The 21,098-nt window shown below is 62.1% G+C and carries 22 protein-coding genes; 13 read left to right on the top strand and 9 right to left on the bottom strand.

Translation table 11 applies throughout. The annotated features are described in order from the left end of the window. Positions 1-11 precede the first annotated feature (11 nt). From MHK00_RS09535 to MHK00_RS09515, 5 genes are read left to right on the top strand one after another with little or no spacing between them, the layout of a single operon-like run. Positions 12-296, top strand: coding sequence for an RNA-binding S4 domain-containing protein (locus MHK00_RS09535; RefSeq protein ID WP_005323225.1), 285 nt, complete (start codon positions 12-14; stop codon positions 294-296). Beyond that, positions 297-1,124, top strand: a complete 828-nt coding sequence (locus tag MHK00_RS09530; protein ID WP_250411530.1) for a VOC family protein — start codon at positions 297-299, stop codon at positions 1,122-1,124. It begins immediately after the preceding gene. 5 nt (positions 1,125-1,129) lie between these two features. After that, on the top strand, positions 1,130-1,441 hold the full coding sequence (locus MHK00_RS09525) for an MGMT family protein (RefSeq protein WP_250411528.1): 312 nt from the start codon (positions 1,130-1,132) through the stop codon (positions 1,439-1,441). Continuing rightward, complete coding sequence (locus MHK00_RS09520; RefSeq protein ID WP_250411526.1) at positions 1,438-1,797, top strand: DMT family transporter; 360 nt, start codon at positions 1,438-1,440, stop codon at positions 1,795-1,797. The genes MHK00_RS09525 and MHK00_RS09520 overlap by 4 nt, the downstream gene beginning before the upstream one ends. Next, positions 1,794-2,111, top strand: a complete 318-nt coding sequence (locus tag MHK00_RS09515) for a DMT family transporter (RefSeq protein ID WP_239206325.1) — start codon at positions 1,794-1,796, stop codon at positions 2,109-2,111. Before MHK00_RS09520 ends, MHK00_RS09515 begins: the two co-directional genes overlap by 4 nt. A gap of 82 nt (positions 2,112-2,193) precedes the next feature. On the opposite strand, the gene MHK00_RS09510 is transcribed toward MHK00_RS09515, so the two are convergent. Together MHK00_RS09510 and MHK00_RS09505 are read right to left on the bottom strand one after the other, a co-directional pair. Beyond that, on the bottom strand, positions 2,194-3,045 hold the full coding sequence (locus MHK00_RS09510; protein WP_005329764.1) for a PrsW family intramembrane metalloprotease: 852 nt from the start codon (positions 3,043-3,045) through the stop codon (positions 2,194-2,196). Then, positions 3,046-3,627, bottom strand: a complete 582-nt coding sequence (locus MHK00_RS09505; RefSeq protein WP_250411525.1) for a hypothetical protein — start codon at positions 3,625-3,627, stop codon at positions 3,046-3,048. It lies immediately after the preceding gene. Positions 3,628-3,669: 42 nt separating this feature from the next. On the opposite strand from MHK00_RS09505, the gene MHK00_RS09500 reads away from it, so the two are divergent. The 3 genes from MHK00_RS09500 to MHK00_RS09490 all read left to right on the top strand — a co-directional run bounded on the left by MHK00_RS09500 (position 3,670) and on the right by MHK00_RS09490 (position 7,977). Next, on the top strand, positions 3,670-5,604 hold the full coding sequence (locus MHK00_RS09500) for a M13 family metallopeptidase (protein WP_250411523.1): 1,935 nt from the start codon (positions 3,670-3,672) through the stop codon (positions 5,602-5,604). Between the two features lie 39 nt (positions 5,605-5,643). Continuing rightward, a complete protein-coding gene (locus MHK00_RS09495; protein ID WP_250411522.1) occupies positions 5,644-6,537 on the top strand; it encodes an alpha/beta hydrolase in 894 nt (297 codons plus the stop codon). Between the two features lie 63 nt (positions 6,538-6,600). Next, positions 6,601-7,977, top strand: a complete 1,377-nt coding sequence (locus tag MHK00_RS09490) for a PepSY-associated TM helix domain-containing protein (RefSeq protein WP_250411520.1) — start codon at positions 6,601-6,603, stop codon at positions 7,975-7,977. Here the strand turns inward: MHK00_RS09490 and MHK00_RS09485 are convergent. The 5 genes from MHK00_RS09485 to MHK00_RS09465 form a co-directional block, all read right to left on the bottom strand. Beyond that, complete coding sequence (locus MHK00_RS09485; protein WP_250411518.1) at positions 7,916-11,374, bottom strand: arabinosyltransferase domain-containing protein; 3,459 nt, start codon at positions 11,372-11,374, stop codon at positions 7,916-7,918. The two genes, MHK00_RS09490 and MHK00_RS09485, sit on opposite strands and share 62 nt — an antisense overlap. A 74-nt stretch (positions 11,375-11,448) precedes the next feature. Further along, positions 11,449-13,425 (bottom strand): galactan 5-O-arabinofuranosyltransferase, encoded by a 1,977-nt coding sequence (locus MHK00_RS09480; protein ID WP_250411516.1) that lies wholly within the window; start codon positions 13,423-13,425, stop codon positions 11,449-11,451. A 194-nt stretch (positions 13,426-13,619) separates the two neighbouring features. Next, positions 13,620-14,378, bottom strand: coding sequence for a decaprenylphospho-beta-D-erythro-pentofuranosid-2-ulose 2-reductase (gene dprE2, locus MHK00_RS09475; RefSeq protein ID WP_250411514.1), 759 nt, complete (start codon positions 14,376-14,378; stop codon positions 13,620-13,622). A 37-nt stretch (positions 14,379-14,415) separates the two neighbouring features. Beyond that, entirely contained in the window at positions 14,416-15,831 is a 1,416-nt protein-coding gene (gene dprE1 / locus MHK00_RS09470; protein WP_005329755.1) for a decaprenylphosphoryl-beta-D-ribose oxidase, read from the bottom strand. Between the two features lie 126 nt (positions 15,832-15,957). After that, complete coding sequence (locus MHK00_RS09465) at positions 15,958-16,233, bottom strand: hypothetical protein (protein ID WP_198492349.1); 276 nt, start codon at positions 16,231-16,233, stop codon at positions 15,958-15,960. Between the two features lie 34 nt (positions 16,234-16,267). Here MHK00_RS09465 and MHK00_RS09460 point away from each other — a divergent pair, with 34 nt between their 5' ends. The 4 genes from MHK00_RS09460 to MHK00_RS09445 are packed head-to-tail and all read left to right on the top strand — an operon-like array spanning position 16,268 to position 18,597. Beyond that, complete coding sequence (locus tag MHK00_RS09460) at positions 16,268-16,732, top strand: hypothetical protein (RefSeq protein WP_250411513.1); 465 nt, start codon at positions 16,268-16,270, stop codon at positions 16,730-16,732. Positions 16,733-16,741: 9 nt separating this feature from the next. Beyond that, positions 16,742-17,650: a plasmid pRiA4b ORF-3 family protein gene (locus MHK00_RS09455; protein WP_250411510.1), complete on the top strand. Its 909-nt coding sequence runs from the start codon at positions 16,742-16,744 to the stop codon at positions 17,648-17,650. An 11-nt stretch (positions 17,651-17,661) separates the two neighbouring features. After that, entirely contained in the window at positions 17,662-18,102 is a 441-nt protein-coding gene (locus tag MHK00_RS09450; protein ID WP_005329747.1) for a GtrA family protein, read from the top strand. Further along, entirely contained in the window at positions 18,103-18,597 is a 495-nt protein-coding gene (locus MHK00_RS09445; RefSeq protein ID WP_005329746.1) for a GtrA family protein, read from the top strand. It abuts the gene before it with no gap. On the opposite strand, the gene glfT1 is transcribed toward MHK00_RS09445, so the two are convergent. Beyond that, positions 18,594-19,508 (bottom strand): galactofuranosyltransferase GlfT1, encoded by a 915-nt coding sequence (gene glfT1 / locus MHK00_RS09440; protein WP_250411508.1) that lies wholly within the window; start codon positions 19,506-19,508, stop codon positions 18,594-18,596. The genes MHK00_RS09445 and glfT1 overlap by 4 nt on opposite strands. 104 nt (positions 19,509-19,612) lie before the next feature. Between glfT1 and MHK00_RS09435 the strand changes: the two genes are divergently transcribed. Continuing rightward, on the top strand, positions 19,613-20,281 hold the full coding sequence (locus tag MHK00_RS09435; protein WP_250411507.1) for a GNAT family N-acetyltransferase: 669 nt from the start codon (positions 19,613-19,615) through the stop codon (positions 20,279-20,281). Here the strand turns inward: MHK00_RS09435 and wzt are convergent. After that, positions 20,278-21,081, bottom strand: a complete 804-nt coding sequence (gene wzt, locus MHK00_RS09430) for a galactan export ABC transporter ATP-binding subunit Wzt/RfbE (protein WP_200436047.1) — start codon at positions 21,079-21,081, stop codon at positions 20,278-20,280. The genes MHK00_RS09435 and wzt overlap by 4 nt on opposite strands. Positions 21,082-21,098: the final 17 nt, after the last annotated feature.

The following is a 21,098-nucleotide window of genomic DNA, read 5'->3' as shown; positions in this document are numbered from 1 at the left end:
AGCTGGGCGGCATGCTAGACATTCCTATCAACGGCGACTCCATCAAATTGGGCCAGTTCATCAAGCTGGCCAGCTTGGTGGCTACCGGCGGCGAGGCTAAAGAGCTCATCGCAGAAGGCGTAGTTACGGTCAATGGCGAGCCCGAGACGCGCCGGGGCGCCATGCTCCACCCAGGCGATGAGGTGTGCATCGAGGACGCCTGCGCGCGCGTGGGCGAGCCGGACGATGACGATGATTACTTTGATGAAGCCACGGCCGACGACGACTTTGATCCGGAAAAGTGGAGGAATATGTAGATGCCAGCATTCGAAGCTGAAGTGGGCATGCCCTACTGGATCGACCTGACCACCTCGGACCCGCGCAAGTCCGCGCACTTCTATGAGCAGGTGCTGGGCTGGGAAATCTCCGCCGAGTCCGGCGAGGATAATCCCTATCAAATGGCGCGCCTGCAGGGCCTGCCCATCGCTGGGCTGATCCCGCAGCCGGAGGAGGCCCCCATGCCGGATACGTGGGTGACCTACTTCCTGTCCAAGGACATCGCGGGCGATTGCCAGCGCGCGCAGAACCTGGGCGGGCGCATCCTCGTGGAGCCGCAGCAGGTGCAGCTGGGGCACATGGCCCTGCTTGTCGACGCCGCCGGGGGCATGTTCGGCCTCATCCAACCTGCCGGCCGAGAACACTTCGTGGCCGCCGGCGAGCCCGGCACCCCGGTTTGGCACGAGCTCACCGCTACCTCGGGCTTCCAGAGCGCGATGGATTTTTATGGCGAGCTATTCAACTGGGAAATCCGCGCCATGCAGTCCGAAGATGAGAACTTCATATACGCCACCGCGGAAGAAGACGGTGCGCCGTTTGCTGGACTGTGGAACGCCGAGGGGCAGTTCCCGCCGCAGGTTCCGAGTTTCTGGCAGACCTATTTGGGCGTGCGCGATATCGACGCCGCTGCGAAGAAGGCAGTGGAACTAGGCGGCGAGGTCATCCGCGAACCATGGGATTCGCCCTTCGGCCGCATGTGCCTTTTGGCCGATTCCACCGGTGCCACCATCACCCTCACCGAGGTTGAAGACGCCCCCGAAGAGGAGCCGACCGAATCGGATGACGTGCTGGGGCTCGACCCGCAGTAATTGCGATGAGTCAGTCGCCACTGGTCAAGCGCGTATTGGCGGTCGTTGCCGTAATCCCGCCCGGCAACGTCACCTCTTATGGTGAGGTGGCCAAGGTGGCCGGCTGCGGTGCGCGTAACGTCGGCACCGTGTTAAAGCGCCACGGCGGTGGTGCCGATACCGCCTGGTGGCGCGTGGTCCGCGCCGATGGCGCCTCCCACGATCCCGCCCGCGCCGCGGAGTTCTGGGATCGCGAGGCCATCGCGCACGCTGGCGGCCGCGTTACAATGCACGAGCACGGAATCGACGCCCGCGAATTACAGGAGTTGATGGAGTGAGGGCCTGGGTCATTCTCTTTCTTGCGATTGCCGCCGAAGTCGTGGGCACCGTCGCGCTGAAGTACGCCGTAGAACATTTCTGGATCTACGGCGTGGCCGCCCTCTGCTTCATCCTCGCCTTCGTGCTGCTGCACCGCGTGATGCAGGAAGGCGTCAACGTGGGCGTGGCCTATGGACTCTGGGCATCTGGTGGAGTAATTTCCACCGCGCTGCTGTCCGCCGCGCTCTTTGGTGAGCCGCTCGGAGCAGTAAAACTCGCTGGCATCGCGCTCATTATGGCCGGCGTATTCTGCGTGGAAATGGGCGCGAAACCACACGAGGATGAAAACCGCACGGTGGAGGTGGCACCGCAATGATCTGGTTCCTGCTTTTCCTCGCCACCGCCATTGAGGTCACCGGCACGCTGTGCCTGCGCATGTCCGCGGTAACTGGCCGCCGCTTCTGGGTGGTGCTCGTCGCCCTGTGTTATGTCTCTGCCTATGGATTCTTGGCGCTCGTGCTCAAAGCCGGCATGGATCTTGGCGTGGCCTACGGCATCTGGGCGGCCACCGGTGTTGCGCTTACCGCCATTGCCTCCTATCTCCTGTTCAAGGAGCCGTTTACTTGGTTAAAATCTTTGGGCGTGGTGCTCATTGTCGGGGGAGTGCTGCTCGTAGAAGCCGGGGCGTAGCACTGACAAAACAAGCACGTTTCGTCTCTCACGGGGTGTGAAAAGGGCGAAACGTGCTTGCTTTACAGAGTGGTCGGTGGCTTTAGTGCACGAAGACGAGGGCGTCGTCGGCAGTGCTGTGGCTATAGCTCTCATCGCATCTGGCGAGCTTATTACCGCGCAGCACCAGCCATATGCTCAGCGGGTAGAGGATAAGCGCTACCGTGACGGCCTGGATGATGGCGGCCACCTCGGAATCGTGCAGGTAGTTCCAGCAAAAGTGCAGGAGGAAAGCGGCGGCTAGGCAGCCGAGAAAGACGCCGATGCGCCACCACAGCGGCTTGGCGGCGGCGTAGAGCGCCCAGCCGATGCCCCAACCAGCCAGCGCGGTGAGCAAGACGTGCAGGCCCGGGCCGGCGACAAGGCGCAGGCCCCACATCTCAAACAGTCCCTGGACATCGCTATCGGGGTGCATGGTGGCGCCCATGGCGCCGTAGAGGATGTTTTCGCAGGCCTCGAAGCCTAGGCCCACCACTGCGCCCACTATCCAGCCATGCCAGGGGCGGTTGAGCTGGCGGAAGGACATGAGTACGAAGATGACGCCGGTAGCCTTGGAGATTTCTTCTGGGTAGGCGCCGCTCCAGGACATCATGGCATCGACCCAGCCGGTGCCGATGGCGAGCTGCATGACCGGCCCAGCGCTAATAAGCGCCAAGGAAACGGCCACCCCGCCGCCCCAAAGGAAAGCCAGTAGGGCCCACAGGCGCGCCGGGCGTGCCCACATGGGGCTGCGTTGCAGCAGGTAAATGACCAGCGCTACGAGCACGGCGGCGATGAGCAGGCTGAGCAGGCCCATCAGGGGAGAGATTAAGAATGTGCTCAGCGTCTGGACCAAGAACGCGATGAGGCCAACACCGGAGAGGATCCACAGCGTGGTGCGAAAGAGCTTGGACATCTAATACATCAACTCCCCGGAGAAGTCAGCGAATTCTGCATTAGCATCGGCGGGCAGATCCTCTTGGCCGAAGGCATGCCAGATGCGCGAGGCGGTGGCCCGGGCCTGATCGCCCTTGCCGGTCACGGTGACCACCCAATCCTTGTTTTCATCCTTGCCGGTGCCGTCGAGGGAGAGGGCGGCGGTGGAGGAGGGGGCGTCGGCAAGCAGGAGTGCTCCATTCGTGCCGTCGAAGATAGGGGCGTCGGCCGGCAGGGAAGCCATGGCGAGGGCGCGGACCATGCGACGCAAGGTAGTGGCATCGTCCTTGGCATCCTCGGTGAGGGTGGCCTGTACGCTGACATCACCGCAGGTCCAGCCGATGCTGGCGAGGGATTCATAATCGCGCTCGCAGTAGAGATCAGCAACGTCAATCTCCCAATCCTGGCTGGGCTCGGTCAGGGTGACCTGCTCGACGTCCGCGGAGGGATCCGCCAGCGCCGCCTGCACAATTGTGGGCAAAGCGAGAACCACCGCCACGAACGCAATGACGGCGAGGAAAAAGCGCCGCGGATGCGCTGGAGGAAAGCGATAAAATTCCATAGCCCACACCTTATCTTGCTGCTTTGACCTAGAGTGGCAAGCATGAAAGATCTTTATCAACTAGTCAATGGACCCTGGCTGGAAAGCCACGTCATTCCCGATGATCGCGGCGTGGATGGCACCTTCCACGCGCTGCGCGATGAGGCGGAGGAACTCGTGCACGAGATCGTGGACAAGGACACCGGCCGCCCGGGCAAGCTCTATGCCTCCTTTATGGATACCGAGGGAGTCAACGCGGCCGGCATGGCTCCATTGGATGCGGATCTGGACCGCCTGAGCGCGGCCGACCCAGAGGAACTGGCACAGCGCCTGGGTGAGCTTGAGCGCACCGGTGTTGGCTCCCCGGTGACCTTCTGGGTATCCAAGGACTCTGGTTCCGAGGACGCCATTGCTTATGTCATTCAATCCGGCCTGGGCCTGCCGGATGAGGCTTATTACCGCGAGGAAGCCCACGCGGAAACGCTGAGCGCTTATGAAAAGCACGTGGCCGAGATGCTGGAATTCCTCGACCCAGCCCGCCTCTTTGGCCTGGGCGCCGAGGTAGCCGCCCACCGTATCGTCGCCTTGGAAAAGGAGCTGGCCGCTGGCCATTGGGACGTGGTCTCCACCCGCGATGCGGTCAAGACCTATAACCCCTGCGAATTTAGCGAGCTGCCCACCATGACCCGCGCTTTGCTCTCCGGCGGCAACCTGCCAGAGCACCGCGTGGTCAATATGATGCCGTCCTACCTCGAACACTTCGAGAGCCTCTTTACCACCGCGCGCATGGCCGATTGGCAGCTGTGGGCCACCTGGCACATCCTGCGCTCCCGCGCGGCCATGTTGCCGGAGGAAGTAGGCGCGAAGAACTTCGAGTTCTATGGCACCAAGCTCTCCGGCGCTACTCAGCAGCGCGACCGCTGGAAGCGCGCCGTGGGCTTGGCCGAGTCCCTCGTGGGTGAAGAGATTGGCCAGGTATTCGTGGATAAGCACTTCCCGGCCTCTTCCAAGCGCGAGATGGATGAGCTGGTGGACTACCTCATCGCCGCCTACCGTGAGCGCATCTCCCAGCTGGAATGGATGACGCTCGCCACCCGCGAGCGCGCGCTGGAAAAGCTATCCCAGTTCAAGGCCAAGATTGGCTTCCCGGATTCCTGGCGCGATTACTCCGGCCTCGAGGTCTCTGGCAAGGGCGCGGACCTGCTGGCCAATGCCCGCGCCGGCTCCGCCTTCTCCCATGACTTTGAGCTGGCCAAGATTGGCAAGCCGGCCGACCGCGATGAATGGGTGACCACCCCGCAGACGGTCAACGCCTTTTATAACCCGGTGGTCAATGACATCACCTTCCCAGCCGCCATCCTGCGCCCGCCGTTTTATAACCCGGATGCCGATGCCGCAGAAAACTTCGGCGCCATCGGTGCCGTCATCGGCCACGAGATCGGACATGGCTTTGATGACCAGGGCTCGCAGTTTGATGGCCAGGGCAACCTGAACTCCTGGTGGTCCGAGGAGGACCGCGCGGCCTTTGACAAGCTCACCGCCAAGCTGGTGGAGCAGTTCAATGGCCAGGTACCGACGGTGCTCAAGGAGACCGGCATCGAATCTACCGGGGTGAATGGCAGCTTTACCCTGGGTGAGAATATCGGTGACCTCGGCGGCCTGGGCATCGCCGTGGTGGCTTTTAAGAATTACTGCGCCGATAAGGGCATTGACCTGCAGGGCAAGGAGGAGAAGTTCGAGGTAGACGGCGCCGAGCCGGAGTTGGCTGAGCACACCTACAACGGCCTGCAGCGCTTCTTCCTATCCTGGGCCCGCGTATGGCGCACCGCCATCCGCCCGGAGATGGCCACCCAGTACCTGGCCATTGACCCGCACTCGCCGGCGGAGTTCCGCTGCAACCTCATCGCTGCCAATATCGCGGAGTTTTACGAGGCCTTTGACGTAGCGGAGGATTCCGCGATGTACATTGCGCCAGAGGACCGCGTCACCATCTGGTAGCCCCTTTAGCCGGTAGGCGGTGCGCGTAGGCTCGGTGGCATGACTAACGCAGATGCTAACCAGGACCCGCACCGCCCGCTGGAGCCCGGCCAGGAATGGCACATCGGCGGCCAAGACCGCCAGATGGAGGAAAAGGAACAGCTCGAGCAGCTCGTTGCCTATATCGACGCCCACTATGACACCCCGGATTTCCGCCCGCCGTGGGCCGGGGGCGGCTCCCCTGAGGCGGACCAATATTGCGCGCTCTTGCCGGATCGCATTACCCATGCGGCAATGATGGTGCTTGGTACTGCGGTGGATCATGCGCTGCCAGGTACTGCGTACACGGAAGGAATTAGCGTAGAAGAGTCCGAGGTGGGCGCCATTTTCCGGCCCACAAAGTCCACCGGCCGCTGGGCGGTGTCGCTCCACTCGGGCGGCTGGTGGCGCGGTGCTGGCCAGGCACTAGAGATGCAATGGCGCCCTGAGGTAGCAGCCGCCGCGCAGCTATCTGGCACCACCATTATTGACGTGGATTATCCGCTCGCCCCCGAGCACACCGTGGCAGAGATGGTCACTGCCGTGCAGCAAGCCATTGACTATGCCCGCGAGCAGGGTGCTTCTAGCGTTACTACCTGGGGTTATTCCTCCGGCGGGGCGCTGGCGGTGCTGACGCCTGCCGACGCCCTCCTGCTCACCTTCCCCGATTTCGATGCCCTGGCAAACCTGCCGGAGGACCTGCGCGCCGGATACGGCATCCCAGCGGACCTATCTGAGCTTGGTCCGCACACTTTCGTGCAGACCGCCACCGAGGATGAGATTGCCGCGCGCGTTTGCGTGCCCGGTGCCGTTGCGCGCGATTATGTTTCCACCCACCGCGTATCTACCCCGGCGGTGGCCCGGCAGCGCGTGCGAGATGCGGCCACGTTCCTGGCAGGCGAGCTAGAAAAATAACAATTCCCTGGAGGTTCCATGCTAAAAAGGAACTAGTTTCAATAGGAGTGCGACTAGTTCCGCATGACCATATCCACTCATGGCGCGCTATCGCGCCTGCATAAAATCGCCGGCGTGATCATCGCGCCCTTCCTCATAGTCGCAGCGTTAAGCGGCTTTCTCTACGCCTTGGCACCCACCTTTGAACCGTGGATTTACCACGATGAGGTAACCGCCACCGCGCCAGGCAACCCGCGCAGCCTAGACGAGCAGATTGCCGCAGCTCAGCGCGAGCACCCAGATGGGCACGTGGTTCAGGTCGAGCCTTCCGAGGATCCGCAAGAGACCACCCGCGTGCTATTCGCAGACCCCAGCGCACCCAACGCCAGTTACACCCACGCCGTCTTTGTGGATCCGGTGGATCTGCATATCACCGGCGAACTACAACAATATGGCGGATCCCGCGCGCTACCCTTCCGTACGTGGGCTTCTAATGGTCACCGCACTTTGTGGCTAGGCGAGCCGGGCCGCCTCTATGCCGAACTTGCGGCCTCGTGGCTCGGCGCGCTGAGCATCCTCGGTCTGTACCTATGGCTCAAGCGTAAGCAAAGGAACAAGAAGCAGCCCTCCAAGGTGCTGGCGCTGCACGCCCGCGTGGGTGCCTGGTTGCTGCCGGGCTTCCTCTTCTTGACCGTTACTGGCCTGACATGGTCGCTGGTGGCGGGCACAGGTATTGGCAAGGTGCGTGAGGAACTCAATTGGAAGGAACCGTCCGTGGCCACCTCCGTTGCAGAAGCGGACACTAGCGCCGGGGCGGGGGAGCATTCCGGTCATGCCGGCCATTCGGGCCATGTCGGGCATGCGGGGCACAACGGCCCTGCAGAACTTGCTGGCGCCCAAACCGCATTATCGACAGCCCGTAGCCAAGGGTTGACCGGAGTCCTGGAAATGACCCCTCCGGAAAAACCAGGCGATGCGTGGGGAGTGCGCGAGGCTCGTGCGGACTTCAAGCTGCGCAGCGATGCCGTGGCAGTGACCCCAAACGGTGAGGTCATCGACCGCATCAATTCCGCCGATTGGCCGCTTGCCGCACAGCTAACCTCGTGGCTCATCCAGCTGCACATGGGGACGCTCTTTGGTATCTACAGCCAGGTCGCCTTGGCGGCGCTGGCCTTGGGACTGCTCGTGGTGAGTGGCGCTGGCTTGTGGATGTGGTGGACAAAGCCGCGCCGCGGCCTGCCCGAGCTAAAAATTACCCCCGCCGTGCTGGCGGGGGTGGTGGCCTATTCGATCATCGCGCCGCTCTTTGGCGCCTCGCTTGTGATCTTTTTCCTAGGCGATTGGATTGTGCGGCGGTTGCGCGCCCCGCAGCGGGGCCGAGGCGCTGCCACAGGTGAGACTACTCCTCGCCCTCGGGGCGAATCTTCATCTCGGAGTCTTGCCACAGACCGGAGCGGGTAATGTCCTCATAATCGATCTCGGCGGGGACTGGGGCATTGCCTTGTGAATCGGTACGCAGCTCGTACTTTTCAATGGCGCCCCAATCGCGGGCCCAGTCATTATTGAGGTAGCTCGGGATTTCGTAGGAGTAGTTGACCGCCTCCGCGGTGGACATGGCGCCACCGCCGGAGAAGGACTGGAAGTCCGTCAGCGAGGTCTGTGCCGAGGAATCCGGCAGGATGCGGTACTCCGGGATTTCCGTGACACCGGCAAAGTGGTCAAAGGTGCGCTGGCACGGGAACTGCAGGGCTACGGCCCAGTCCAGCAGTGCTGGGGTGTCCTTGGAGAACTGGTTATTGATGGTATCCAGCTCCGGCACGCGCGGCGGGGTAAAGGCCAGCCAATCATCCTCATCGGTGGAATCATCCGTGGCTACCAGGCGCACCACGTTGGCATCCTGCGGCAGCTTATCCAGCGGCAGGCGCAGGTTGCGCCACTTGGGCGTGGCGCCGACGGCGGAGAGTTCTTCCTCGCCGGTGTTGGTGACCTTGCCGGAGTCATCGATGGTGCCGTACTCGAGGCTAAGCTTCATGCCTTCCTGCTCTACCCCGTTGACATCGTGGTGGTAGATATTGCCGGCTGCAGATACGGCGAGAACCGGGGTATTGTCCTTGACCTCTGGCAGGTTGTACCACTTAGTGGTCACCTCAGAGGTGGAGTCTTGGTCTTCGTTATAGGAACCGAGCACCGGCACCTTGGTGTAATCCAGGTTGAACGGCAGGTGCATGGTGGAACCATTGACGCCCTGGGTGCCGCGCACGCCGCCCTCAGAGGTATTGGTGGTTTCCTTGGATTTCTTTTCCTTCTTTTCCTTCGACTCCTGGGAATCGGCGGAACCGCTCGCGCCGCCGGATTCAGCATCCGCGCCGGAGGTAGCGGTCTCGGCGCTATCGGAGGAGGAATCGCTGGAGCCATCGGCGATGGCACCCACGGAGGCGGAGTTCTGGTTTTCCGGCTCGATGGATTCGGGGATGAAGTTCGGATCGAAACCAGTGTGGGTTTCGTCCTCATCCACCAGGGAATCGCCCAAGTCGCCATCCACCGGGGTCAGGAAGGAATCATTGGTATTGGTCTCCACCATGGTCTGATCCGCTAGCGCGCAGGTATTGCCGCGCAGGGAAGCCAGGTTGCCCTTGCCCACGGAGTAGGAATCCGCCTGGGAGACGGTGGCCTTGGCAAAGGAAGCACAAGAAAGCGCTACCACGATGGCGCAGGCCACGGCGATGGGCGCGGACATGATGCCGGCCGAACGCGAGACCTTGGCGGCGGCATTCTTTTCAAACTCAGCGAGCGCGCCAGCCTCTTCCGCCTGGGACTTGCGGTAGCTATGGCGCAGGGACTGCACCACGCCGATGGCGAAGATGATGAGGGCGATGGCGAGCAGCACCTTATTAGCCTCGATGGCCTTGAGCTGCACCGTGCGATCCCACCATGGAATGCCAAAGGAGGATACGTACCACCACGCGTTCCAGCCGGCGAAGGAGATGGCGAGCAAGAAGACCACCGCGGCGATGGCGAAGGTGCGAGCGCGCGGCGAACGCAGCGCAAACTGGGAGAGCACCACAGCACCGAGGGCGGCGATGACACCGGCCACGCCGGCGTAGATGCCAAAGTGGTGGGTCCACTTGGTGGGGGTGAACATGAGGAAGAACATGGACAGCGCCACGATGATGAGCAGGCGCTGGGTCGGGCCGACGGCAGCACCAACGACGCGACGGTTCTTGATAAAGGCCGCCACGATGAGCACCAGGCAGAAGAGCATGGTGAAGACCGCGAAGCGGCGGGTCAGCGAGCCATCCACGGATTCCTGGAAGAGGGTGGAGTAGCGCGCGTACTCGGCGTACCACGGCAGGGAGGGGCCGACCTCGGAGCGCACGCGGGTGGATTCCAGCACGGTGGAGAGCGTTTGGTCACCAAAGGCGGCGACCATGATGGCGGTGCCAGCGCTCAGGAACGGCGCAATGAGCGAAAGCCAGCCCAGGGCGCCACCGCCCATGGATGGCACGCGCTCGGCCATGGCGCGGAAGAGGTGCGGCAGGCTGACCAGGAAGACGCCCACGGCAAAAAGGCCGGTGGGGCCGGCGGCCAGAGTGATGGTTGCGGCGATGGTGCCCACGGCCGCGGGAAGCAGGCGGCGGGTGGCAATGGCGCGCTCGAAGGAAGCCCAGGTAAACATCACGCCGAGCGCCACGATGGGCTCCGGGCGAGTGCCGTTGTTATACGGCAGCCAGAAGGCCAGGAACATCAGCGCTGCGGTCCAGTGGGCGACCCGGCGGCCGTCGACAAGCTGGCCAAAGCGCGGCAGCATCTCGCGGGAGAGGATAAACCAGATAATGAGCCCGGAAATCAGGCCCGGCAGGCGCACGAAGACCGAGGCGGTAGAAATCTGGGAGAGTACGGCAACCAAGTCATAGTAAGGAGCGCCAAAGGGCGCCTCCGGCACGCCGTACCAGCGGTAGTAATTGGCCATGTAGGTCGCGTGATCGAAGACGCGGCTCATGGAGAAGATGAAGCCATCATCGGAGGTATTGGCGCCGAGGATGTACCAGAATCCCAAAATGGCGGCGACCACGCCATCGAGCGGGCGTACCTTCTTCCACGTCTCGGGCATGAAGCCGAAGCGGCGGCCATCGAGGCGGTCGATGCGCCACAGGCAGAACAGGGACACGACCACCATGGCGATGCCCAGCCACATGGCAATGGTCTTGAGCAACGTCGGGGACGAGGTAAAGCGGGAGTTGATATCGACGTGGACATTGAGGCCGTCGTCAAGCAGGGCTTGCACGTCAGCCTTATCGTCGATTTCGGTATAGACGCCGGTGACCTGCGGGCGCAGATCCTCCTCGGTGGTCTTTTCATGCTCGCCCACGCTCACGGAGGTGCCATCGCCCGTAGCGGAAATTTCAATCTTGGCGTCCTTGGGGAGCTTGGCTACCTCTTTGGCGTTGAGGGTAAGCAGCACCTCATCCAAGGACACAACGGACAGGCCCTCGTCATTCACGCGGACGAAAAGGCCGCGGTTGGAGGCCTTCTTGGACTCCGGCGGGACGGTGCCGTAGACCATCGACTGGCCCTCGCGCAGTTCATCGACTGCGGAGATGGGGATGGTGGCCTTCAGGTCCTCTGGGGCGACAGAAATGAGCGGCGCGTTGATGGACTGCACGGAATCATGCTGCGGCCAATCATAAGAGGACTGGGTTTGGGTCACCGGCAGTAGCGGGGTCGCTACAAAACACAGGAAACCAATCAGCCCGGCAATGATTGCGGTCCACCGCAGGCCCGCAGGGGCGGCGGTGAAGCGGGAGCCGTCAGCGGCAGGTCGCGCTTGGGTGGTATTCGTAGTGAGGCTATCTGACACGGCGATTAGTTTACGTCAGATAACCCCCTCGGCCCGCGGGCACACCCTGCCGCGGGCGGGAAGTGTGGGTGAACTTACTTGGTGCGAACGGCTGTTACAAAGGGGCCGGTTTGCTGCAACTTCCAGCCCTTATCAAAAACGTCGGCATTGAAGAAGACCGCGCGGTAGCGAATATTCGGCTGGTTGGGATAGATATCTTCTGCTAGGTGGAGCTTGAAGCCATCGTCCTTATTTTCCAGGTCGCCGCGGAACATGATGACATCCGGGCCGCGCCAGGGAGCAGAAGCCAAGGCCTTGCGGAACTCATCCGGCTGCATATCCCAGGAATCATTGGCCCAAGTTTCAATCTGCTCGTTGCGGGTGCTGAACTCGCCCAAGGGATTGGCGTAGTGGCTGGTAAAGGCGTTAAAGCCCCAGTAGGGGTAATAAGACATGAAGGTCTTTTCATCCGTAAGCACCACCGTCTCATCCGGCGTATAGCCCTGGTCCTGAATGAAGTTGTGGATATCCAGGTAGTAGTGGGCGGAATCGCTGGTGAAGCGGTCCGCGCGCTCGCCATAGCCATCGGTATCGCTATAGGCGTGATCGATGGCGTCCTCGTTAGCCTCTGGGATCTGCTGCGCATAGAAGACGCCGGCCAGGGCCAAGATGATGCCAAAGACCGCGGTGATCTGCTTATTGGTGGTGTGGGAGAAACGCGCCGGGTAGAGGCGGTGCACGCCGAGTAGACGAATCTCTGCCAGGGCCAGGATGCCGGCGGTGGCAAAGAGGAGCACCACGATCACCTCGAGGCGGAAGCTGAGCAGCGTGGTGCCGGCCAGCGTTGCCACCATAGACACCACGGTCCACAGATAGGCGCCAAGGAGGGAGATGCCCAGCGCGCGTACCTCCACGTCATTGAGGCGGATGACGATGTAAATAAGCCCCATGAGGCAGAGGAAGCCCACAATGCTGAAAGACAAGAAAGGCACTGGAATTTGCGTGCCTTCCTCCGGCAGGTAGTGCTGCGCGGTGGTTTGCAGTGGCGCCGGTGAGTGCATGACCGACCATAGGTAGGGCCCCCAGGCGATAAGCGCGATGGCAATGGAGCCTACCGCCATGATTACCAGGCGCAGGATGGGGCGCCACGTATGCTCATAGAGCGCGGTAAACAGCGCGATGAGGCTGACTACTGTAAGTGCGGCCGCACCGGTGAAAAGGGTATAGAACGTAGCGGAAATGCCTAGGTAGAGCGTTATTCCCAGGGTGGCCAGCCAGGAGCCGCGGAAGGCGCGGGCGCTCAGTACCGCAATGGCGGGCAGCCCCATGGCAATGACCGCGGAATAGGGCTCCTCGGCCGCGATGGTGAGCGTAATTGCGGTGGTCACCAGGGCGATGGCGGTGGCGACCGGCAGGGAACTGGTCAGGCGCTGCCAGATGGGCACCAAAATACAGCCGGCCACGGCAATGGAGATGAGCGCCCAGGGCTGGTAGACCTCCCAGCCCGGAATTCCCATGAGCGCACCCAAGCGGCCGCCCAGCCAGAACCAGCCAATCGGATAGAAGGACGGCATGTCCTGGTAGTTCATGTCCGCATAGCCCATCTCATCCACGGAGCGGGTGAGGAACTGGGTGCGGAAGGCCTGGTCTACCTGCACGCCATCGAGCCACAAGCGGGAGGCGGACAACGGCAGGCCCACGGCGGCCAGGGTCAATAGGGCCGGGGAGAGGTAGGTGACCGCGTAGGTCAGCCAGGACCGCCAGCGCGGCCGGGTAAAGGACTCCTTGTAGTGGTCATAGAGCCACCACACGCACAGCCCGCCGGCCAGGGCCAGCGTGAGCACCACCCCCACCGTGGTCAGCGCGCGGGTGACCATGGAGGTATTAAAGGACGGCAGCGAGACCGTCTTGAAGGCAAACCAGCCCAGCAGCGTTACCACGCCACCGGCCAGGGCGGCCAGCACAAAACCCAGTAGGGTCGCGCGAGGAGTCAGCGCATCGGCGCGGTAGGCCTCGGTGCGGTTATCCTCGCTCACGGGCGTTGACTGGGCGGGTACAGCGGTGCTTGTCATGCCCATTAGTTTCGCATACCCAAGCCCCACAGCCCAGATTTGGCGCGGGCAGGTGAGCACTTGCTTGCCGACGTCCCCCTGATACACCACCGCCCCCGTCACCTCCCTCGCCGCGGGCGTGCGGCGAGGCGAAAGAGCGGGGGCGGGGCGGAGGCGAGCCGGCCGGCTAGCGCCAGCGCGGAAAGCTGCGGCGTTTAGAACGGCAGCTTGCGGAAGATGGCCTGCGGGATGAACTTGAATGCCAAAGAAACGTACTCAAATAGCGGGTGTACGAAGATGGACTGCTTGCCATCGAGCACGGCCTTGACGGTGGCCTCGGCAACGTCGGAGACGTTGACGGTCAGTGGGGCGTCGCCAGTCTCGGCGGACATCTTGGTGCGCACCTGGCCTGGGCGCACAACCAGCACGTTGGCGCCGGTGCCGCGTAGGGCCTCGCCCAGGTTGATGTAGAAGCCGTCCACGCCGGCCTTGGAGGCGCCGTAGACAAAGTTGGAACGGCGCACGCGCATGCCTGCCACGGAGGACATAGCGATGATGGTGCCGTGGCCCTGGTGCTTGAACTTCTCGCCCAAGAGCACGCCTACGGACACCGGTGCGGTGTAGTTGGTCTGTGCGGAGGCAACGGCCTTGTCGTGGTTCTGCCACAGCTCTTCCTGGTCACCCAGGGTGCCGAAGGCAACGATGGCCACGTCGACGTCGCCGCGGGCCCAGGCCTTATTAATAACGTCCGGGTGGGAATCGAAGTCGGTGGCATCGAAGTCCAGGACCTCTACGTCAGCGCCACGGGATTCCAGGTCATCCTTGGCCTGGGCGATGCGTGGGGACTCCGGGCGGGCGGCCAGGGTGACCTTGGCCGGGCCGCGCTGCAGGAACTCGGAGACGACGCCGAGGCCGATCTCGGAGGTGCCGCCCAGAAGCAGGATGTGTTGTGCTTGGCCTACTGCATTAAGCATGGTCAGTAAATCTCCTTCAAGGTGTTATTTCCAGTGATTAGTGCAGCTCGAGGCGGCGGGACATATCGGAGGCAAAGACGCCGGTCGGGTCGATCTCGTTGCGGGTCTTCAGCCAGCCTTCCATGCCCGGGTACATCTTGTGGAAGTTCTCCGCGGAGGTGCGGGATTCCTTGGCCAGGTAGAGGCGGCCGCCGAATTCCATCACGCGGCGGTCCAGGTCATCCAGGAACTTGCCCAGGCCCGGACGGATGGGGAAGTCCACGCAGACGTTCCAGCCCGGCATCGGGTAGGACAGCGGTGCGCGGTTGCCTTCACCGAAGAGCTTGAACACGTTGAGGGCGGAGTAGTGGCCGGAGCGCTGCATATCGCGGATGATCTCCTTGAACGGCTCCACGGCCTCGGTCGGTACCACGAACTGGTACTGCAGGAAGCCCTTGGAACCGTAGCCGCGGTTCCACTCGCCGATGAGATCCAGCGGCTGGTAGAACTGCGTCAGGTTCTTGACCTGGTTCTTCGCCGGTGCGCCCATGGTGTAGTACGCCAAGCCCACGGCGGAGAGGGAGAGCTTATTCATGGTCCAGGACGGGAAGATATCCGGCACCGTCATCAGCTGCGGCGCATTGAACTTCAGTGGGTCCTTGGCCAGCTTCGGGGCGAGCTCTTCCAACTGTGCCAGGGTGGCCAGCGAGCCGCGGGAAATGGTGGAGCGGCCCAGCTTTGGTTCTGGTGAGATGACATCGAACCAGGCGGAAGAATAGGTGTAGTTGTGCTCGGAGCCATCGGAGTGGAAGGCGATGGTCTCATCCAAGTTATCGGTGCGGTCCGTATCCGCGATGAAGTAGGCGGTTTCCGTCTTGGTCATGCGGATGGTGGCGCGCAAGATGATGCCGGTCAGGCCCATGCCGCCAACGGTGGCCCAGAAGAGGTCGCCGCTCGGGTCATCCTCGGAGCCCTCCGGGGTCAGGTGCAGCACGCGGCCATCGGCCACGAGCAGCTCCATGGAGACCACGTGGTCACCAAAGGAACCGGCGGAGTGGTGGTTCTTGCCGTGAATATCCGGGCCGATTGCGCCACCGATGGTGACCTGGCGGGTACCCGGCAGAACCGGAACCCACAGGCCATACGGCAGGGCGGCCTTCATCAGCTGGTCCAAGGTGACGCCGCCATCGACGTCCACCAGAGCGGACTCTGGGTCGATGGAGTGGATCTTATTGAGTTTTTGCATGTCGATGACCAGGCCGCCGCCATTTTGGGCGGGGTCACCGTAGGAGCGGCCCATACCGCGGGCGATGACGCCGCGGCGCAGGTGGGCGGGCTTATCCGAGTTATCTTCTGCAACCTGGGCCACGGCCTTCTTGATTACGTCCACGTCTTCGGTGGCGAGAACGTGGGCGGTCGTCGGGGCGGTGCGGCCCCAGCCGTGCAGGGACTTTTCAGTAGTATGTAATTCCATCTCTTACTCTTTGCTCGACGGATTTATGTCGCTTCTCTAGCCTACCTAGCTCACAGGAGGGTGGCTGGAGTGACGCGAGTGATATTCGGAACAAAACGGACGCTTGTACTGCCCGAATGTGCCCGTTTACAGATCCATGAGTGTGCGGATCTCCTCCGGCAGCTCCTCCTGGGATTCAATAATCGGGCCGTCGTACTCCCGCAAAAGCTCATACACGCGAGCCCGTGAGGAGGAATCCAGCATGGGCAATTCCTCTGCCATCAGGCGAGTCATGAAAGGACTCAACGGCACATCGGTATGCTCCGTGGCCTCGAAGTGGCCGTTGCGCTTATCGTCCTCTGCGCGCACATCCTGTGCTGCCTGCTGCGCCGGCGTCATATGCTCTGTCTTTTCCGAGTACATGCGCATTAGCTTACCGCCGCTTAAAGTAGTCGCTATGACCAACAACCGTGAGACACACGATCAGCGCCAAGACAACTACGCCCTCGATGACACCCTGGCTGGCCGCATCACCCAGGCCGCCGCCGTGGGCATCGCGACCTCCTATCCGGATTGGATCAAGTCCAAGGGCGGTTTGATCACCGCGTATACCTTGTCTTTCTTTGGCTTTGGCGCCCTAGTGGCCTATACCAATGCGCACGCCGAGCAGGACGGCGATGAGCCGCGCTCGCCGCAGGATAGTGACGACCAAGGCCTTAAGCCGTGGGCTATTTTTGCCGCAGTGGTGCTGCTGCTCATCCTAGGCGGGTGGATGAACGTTGCCCTTTCCCGTCGCATGGTGAAGTTCCTGCGCAAGCGCGGTGCCAAGCGTCCGTGGACCCTCTTGGGTGCGATTGGTGCGGCGCTGACGTTCCTCATTAGTGAGCTGGAAGCACGGGATATTGCAAAACTAGCTTCCTAAAACTTGCGTATGGTGGGGCTCATGAACGCAGGGGTCACCGATATCGCACAGGCGCGGGCCAAACGCGCCGATGGCGTGGTATCCCTCGCACGCGAGCCCCTCACCATCATCTGCCAAGCCGCGAATATTCGCGCCGATGGCGAGGTGCACCGCCAGATTGGTTTCAGCGATGCCCTGACCTTCACCGAGCTGCACCGCGTACTGCGCATCTGCTTTGGCCTGCCGGAGGAGGAATCTCCCTGGCACTTTTATGAACACACCGAGGCCCGTGGCCCGCGCATCGATCCGGAGCGCCAGGCCTCCGAATTCCTCTGGCGCGAGGGCGATCAAATCGACTTCGCTTGGGGACTGTGGGACTTCGAGCTGGTAGTAGCCGAGATCTATCCCCGCGATAATGGCACCCCAGAGGCGCTGTGCGTAGGCGGCTCGGGCTCGCTCTTCCAGCCCTTTGAGCTGACCAGCGTGAACCGTGAATTGACCGGCCAAGAGGTTACCGATGAAGTCTTTTCCGCGGTATCGTCCCCCGTGCGCGATTTGATTGAGCGCACCAAACTCTATGACTTCGTCCCACTGCTGCAAGCGATGGACCTAGGCAGGGAAACCGACCTCACACCGCATACTTCCCGCGTGCTCGCCAGCTTGCCGCGGGAGGTGACCCATGAAGGCAAAGACGCCTTTTGGTCCATGGCGCTTGCCCTATCCTGCATGGGTGGCGCGGAGCTGACCGATTCCGTCGTGGAGACCACCATGGATGCGCTCGGCTGGGTCAATGACGATGGCACGGCGCTCTCCGGCGCCGACGTGCGGGAACTGTGTGCGGCGTCGTTGCAGCAATTGGCCGGGATAGGCGCCTATGGCGCCGAATCCGCCGCGCCGGTGGATCGGTTGGACATGTACCGAGCGCTCTTGCGCGGGTAGGCTACTCACTCGTGACTAATTCCGCTGACGACGCCGTAGAAGTAAAGCCCTCGTCCACCTCGCTGCACACCCAGCTGGTGCGTTTTATTTCCGTGGGCGTATTTACCGCCGCCATTGACTACGGTCTCACGCTTTTATTGACGTATTTAGGCCTGCACCGTTCCGCCGCCAAGGCCATCGGTTGGGTCTTTGGCACCATCGCTGCCTACCTGGCCAATGCGCGGTGGACCTTTGGGGCCAAGGTATCTGGTCGCACGGCCGCGACCGTGGGCATCTTGTACGCCTCTACCTTTGCGGTCCAAAACTTCCTGTACTGGGTGCTCAATGAGCCGCTTATGGCCCTCGGCTTTGAGGGGGCGGTGAAAGACACCATCGCCTTCGTCATCGCCCAAGGCGTGGCCACGGTGACCAACTTTGCCATTCAAAGGGCCTTTATCTTTAAGGAAAGATAGATGGCAGCAGCCTCCCCACGGACGTGGCGCGGCGCGGCCCAGCGGGCTTCGCGCTCGACCAGCCTGCGCGCGCAAAGCGCCAGGTTCGCGGTGACGGGGGCACTTGCCGCGCTTATCGACGTCTCCTTAACCTGGCTCCTGCAGATCGGCTTCGGCCTGCTGAGCGCCGATCCGGCGCGGGCGGTGGGCTTTATCGTCGGTACCTGGGCGGCCTATCTGCTCAATCGCCGTTGGACCTTCCAGGCCAAAGCCACCGCGGTGCGCTTCGCCGGTGTCCTTGCCACCTACGGCGTGACCTTCGTGGTCAATATGGTGGCCTATAAGTTCCTCTTTGAGCTTTTCGACGTCCACTGGGAGTGGAACTCCACCCTCTCCCTCGTGGTGGCCTTTGCTATCTCGCAGGGCACCGCCACCGTGGTGAACTTTGCGGTGCAACGCTGGATTATTTTTAGGAAGGCGGGGGTCCGGGTCGTCGCCAAGCAGGATCCGTCCTAGCCCTGGTTAGGCCGGCGGAAATCTTCTTGGCGCCCGCGGTTGTGGAGCTTGAGCCATTCGATAAAGCCGGCCGGGTCGTGGCGCTGGACTAAGAAGAACCAGCCAAAGCGGGCAAATTCCTGGGGCAGTAGCTTGCGCATGCCGCGCTGCCACAGCAGGTAGCCGCGATTGCGGTAGGTGAAAAAGCGCTTGAACTCACCTTCTGGGTACTGGGTATGCATTTTGCCACCCAGGATGGGCTTGAACTCATCCGATCCGTCCGGGTGCAGGTAGCTGGTGGTCAGCGCCGTGCCGAAGGAGAGCCCGGAATTAACCAGCCGGCGGTGGTATTCCACCTCATCGCCGCGGATAAACAGCCGGTAGTCCGGCACACCAATGATCTCCATGGCCGCGGCGGAAATCAGCGCGCCGTTAAACAGCGAGGCGATGCCGGGCAGGAAATCGCCTTCCAGTTCGTCCATCCGGCGGCGCCATACCAGCCCCTGGCGCAAGGGGAAGGCGAGGCGGCCGGGATCGTTGATATTGCATACCGCCGGGGAGACCTCATGCAGGCGGTTGGCTTCGGCCACTCGATACAGCTCCGCTAGTACCGTGTGATCGGCGGGGCGGCCATCATCATCGGCGCACCACACGGCATCGGCGCCCAAGGAAAGGGCGGTGAGAAAGCCCAGTGCAAAGCCGCCAGCGCCGCCCAGGTTGGTTTCCGAAGGCACGTAGACGCCTCGGTCACCCGCCATGGATTCGACGAGTTCGCGCACCGCATCTTCCGCGCCATTATCCACCACGACTACCCACTGCACGGGGTGGGTTTGGTGGACTACCTGTTCAAGCGAGGCCCGCAGTAGCTCGGCGCGCTGATGGGTAACAATGACGGCGGCGGTGGAACCGGTGGAAGTCAGGGAGGCAGTCATGGATTCTATCTTGCCACCGGGGTAGGGGGACCAGCGCAGAAACACTCCGTGCGGGTGAAGCGAAAACTAGATATGGCCGCAGCTTTGTGGATACTGTGAAGTGTATGGAAAATATCTGGCCGCCTTTTGCGGTGACCATTCGGGCCGGCGATGACACAGGCCGTGGAGTCGACCTGCGCGTCATGCGCGATGAAGACATCGCGTGCGTGGCCACAGTGTGTGCGGCAGATATCTATGGCACCGACATTCCCGAGCACGCCTTTCCCTGGCTTTTTGATGAAAAGAGGAATACCCCCGCTGCCATGGCGCAGCACCGGTGGGAGCACCGGGCGCAGCTGCGCGCCAATAATTGGACCTTGGATTTCATTGCCCGCGACGCAGAAACCCAAGAATTGGTGGGCGTGGTGGACCTAGCGGCCGAAAACTTTGCGGCCGCGCGGGAAGTGCAGACCGCATCATGGGTACTGCACCGCTTCCAAGGCCAAGGCTATGGCACGCTTATCCGCCAAGCGGTGGCCGAGTTTTCCTTTACCCACCTCGATGCGCATTCGCTGCGTACCTGTTGGATAGAAACCAACCGTGCCTCGGCCCGGGTGAGTGAAAAGATGGGCTACCGCATAAGTACCGAGAAAAAGGAAGAGCCTGCCGGCCCAGAAAAAATTAACCGGCCGGTGGTCAGCGCGCGCCTTAGCGCCGCGGACTATCACCGGCCGGATGGCTTGCAGCTGGAGGTAACCGGAGTGGGCGACCAGCTGCTGCGTATGCTCAGCTAGTTTCCGCTGGTGTCCTCATTCTCAAAACGCTCGCGCAGGTCGCGCACATACTCGCCCACCTCAGGGCCTTCGTATTCGCCGACGATCTCGGAAACCTCGCCCACCGAGCGGATTTCGCCGTGGTCGATCCATAGCGCGGTATTACACAGCTGGGCCAAAAAGTCATTGGAGTGGGAGGCAAAGACCAAGATGCCGGAGCGCTTCACCAGCTCTTGCAGGCGTACACGGGCCTTGGCCATGAAAGCGGCGTCGACGGCGCCGATGCCCTCATCCAGCAGCAGGATTTCCGGCTCAATGGACGTCACCACGCCGAGCGCCAAGCGCACGCGCATACCGGTGGAATAGGTGCGCAGCGGCATGGAGAGATAATCGCCGAGTTCAGAAAACTCCGCAATCTCATCCATCTTTTTCTTCATCTGCTTGATGGACTGGCCCAAAAAGAGGCCACGGATAATGATGTTGTCGTAGCCAGAGACCTCTGGGTCCATGCCCACGCCCAAATCAAAGACGGGGGCCACGCGGCCGCGCACATCGGCAGAACCTCGGGTGGGCTCGTAAATGCCAGACAAAAGGCGCAGCAGGGTGGACTTGCCGGCGCCGTTATGGCCCACCAAACCCACGCGGTCGCCCTCGCGCAGGTGCAGGTTAATATCCTTTAGCGCCTCCACCACGACGGTGTTCTGGGCATTTTTGCCAATGGCGCCGCCGGCGGAAGAAAGCATGGCCTTCTTGAGCGAGCGGGATTTGGCATCAAAGATGGGAAAGTCCACGCACGCGTTATACGTATCAATCGAGACCATCAGTCTGTATCCTTTCG

It is taken from the genome of Corynebacterium tuberculostearicum, from assembly GCF_022347385.1.
Classification (GTDB): domain Bacteria; phylum Actinomycetota; class Actinomycetes; order Mycobacteriales; family Mycobacteriaceae; genus Corynebacterium; species Corynebacterium tuberculostearicum_M.
The sequence above is the reverse complement of the archived record's forward strand: the minus strand, read 5'-3'. Positions and strand labels throughout refer to the sequence as shown.

Coding starts and splice junctions, on each gene's coding strand:
- MHK00_RS09530 (WP_250411530.1), top strand. CDS start 297: ATGCCAGCATTCGAAGCTGAAGTGGGCATGCCCTACTGGATCGACCTG.
- MHK00_RS09515 (WP_239206325.1), top strand. CDS start 1,794: ATGATCTGGTTCCTGCTTTTCCTCGCCACCGCCATTGAGGTCACCGGC.
- MHK00_RS09455 (WP_250411510.1), top strand. CDS start 16,742: ATGGTGGGGCTCATGAACGCAGGGGTCACCGATATCGCACAGGCGCGG.
- MHK00_RS09465 (WP_198492349.1), bottom strand. CDS start 16,233: ATGTACTCGGAAAAGACAGAGCATATGACGCCGGCGCAGCAGGCAGCA.
- wzt (WP_200436047.1), bottom strand. CDS start 21,081: ATGGTCTCGATTGATACGTATAACGCGTGCGTGGACTTTCCCATCTTT.
- MHK00_RS09490 (WP_250411520.1), top strand. CDS start 6,601: ATGACCATATCCACTCATGGCGCGCTATCGCGCCTGCATAAAATCGCC.
- MHK00_RS09445 (WP_005329746.1), top strand. CDS start 18,103: ATGGCAGCAGCCTCCCCACGGACGTGGCGCGGCGCGGCCCAGCGGGCT.
- glfT1 (WP_250411508.1), bottom strand. CDS start 19,508: ATGACTGCCTCCCTGACTTCCACCGGTTCCACCGCCGCCGTCATTGTT.
- MHK00_RS09500 (WP_250411523.1), top strand. CDS start 3,670: ATGAAAGATCTTTATCAACTAGTCAATGGACCCTGGCTGGAAAGCCAC.
- MHK00_RS09480 (WP_250411516.1), bottom strand. CDS start 13,425: ATGACAAGCACCGCTGTACCCGCCCAGTCAACGCCCGTGAGCGAGGAT.
- MHK00_RS09460 (WP_250411513.1), top strand. CDS start 16,268: ATGACCAACAACCGTGAGACACACGATCAGCGCCAAGACAACTACGCC.
- MHK00_RS09495 (WP_250411522.1), top strand. CDS start 5,644: ATGACTAACGCAGATGCTAACCAGGACCCGCACCGCCCGCTGGAGCCC.
- MHK00_RS09510 (WP_005329764.1), bottom strand. CDS start 3,045: ATGTCCAAGCTCTTTCGCACCACGCTGTGGATCCTCTCCGGTGTTGGC.
- dprE1 (WP_005329755.1), bottom strand. CDS start 15,831: ATGGAATTACATACTACTGAAAAGTCCCTGCACGGCTGGGGCCGCACC.
- MHK00_RS09535 (WP_005323225.1), top strand. CDS start 12: ATGCTAGACATTCCTATCAACGGCGACTCCATCAAATTGGGCCAGTTC.
- dprE2 (WP_250411514.1), bottom strand. CDS start 14,378: ATGCTTAATGCAGTAGGCCAAGCACAACACATCCTGCTTCTGGGCGGC.
- MHK00_RS09505 (WP_250411525.1), bottom strand. CDS start 3,627: ATGGAATTTTATCGCTTTCCTCCAGCGCATCCGCGGCGCTTTTTCCTC.
- MHK00_RS09435 (WP_250411507.1), top strand. CDS start 19,613: ATGGAAAATATCTGGCCGCCTTTTGCGGTGACCATTCGGGCCGGCGAT.
- MHK00_RS09525 (WP_250411528.1), top strand. CDS start 1,130: ATGAGTCAGTCGCCACTGGTCAAGCGCGTATTGGCGGTCGTTGCCGTA.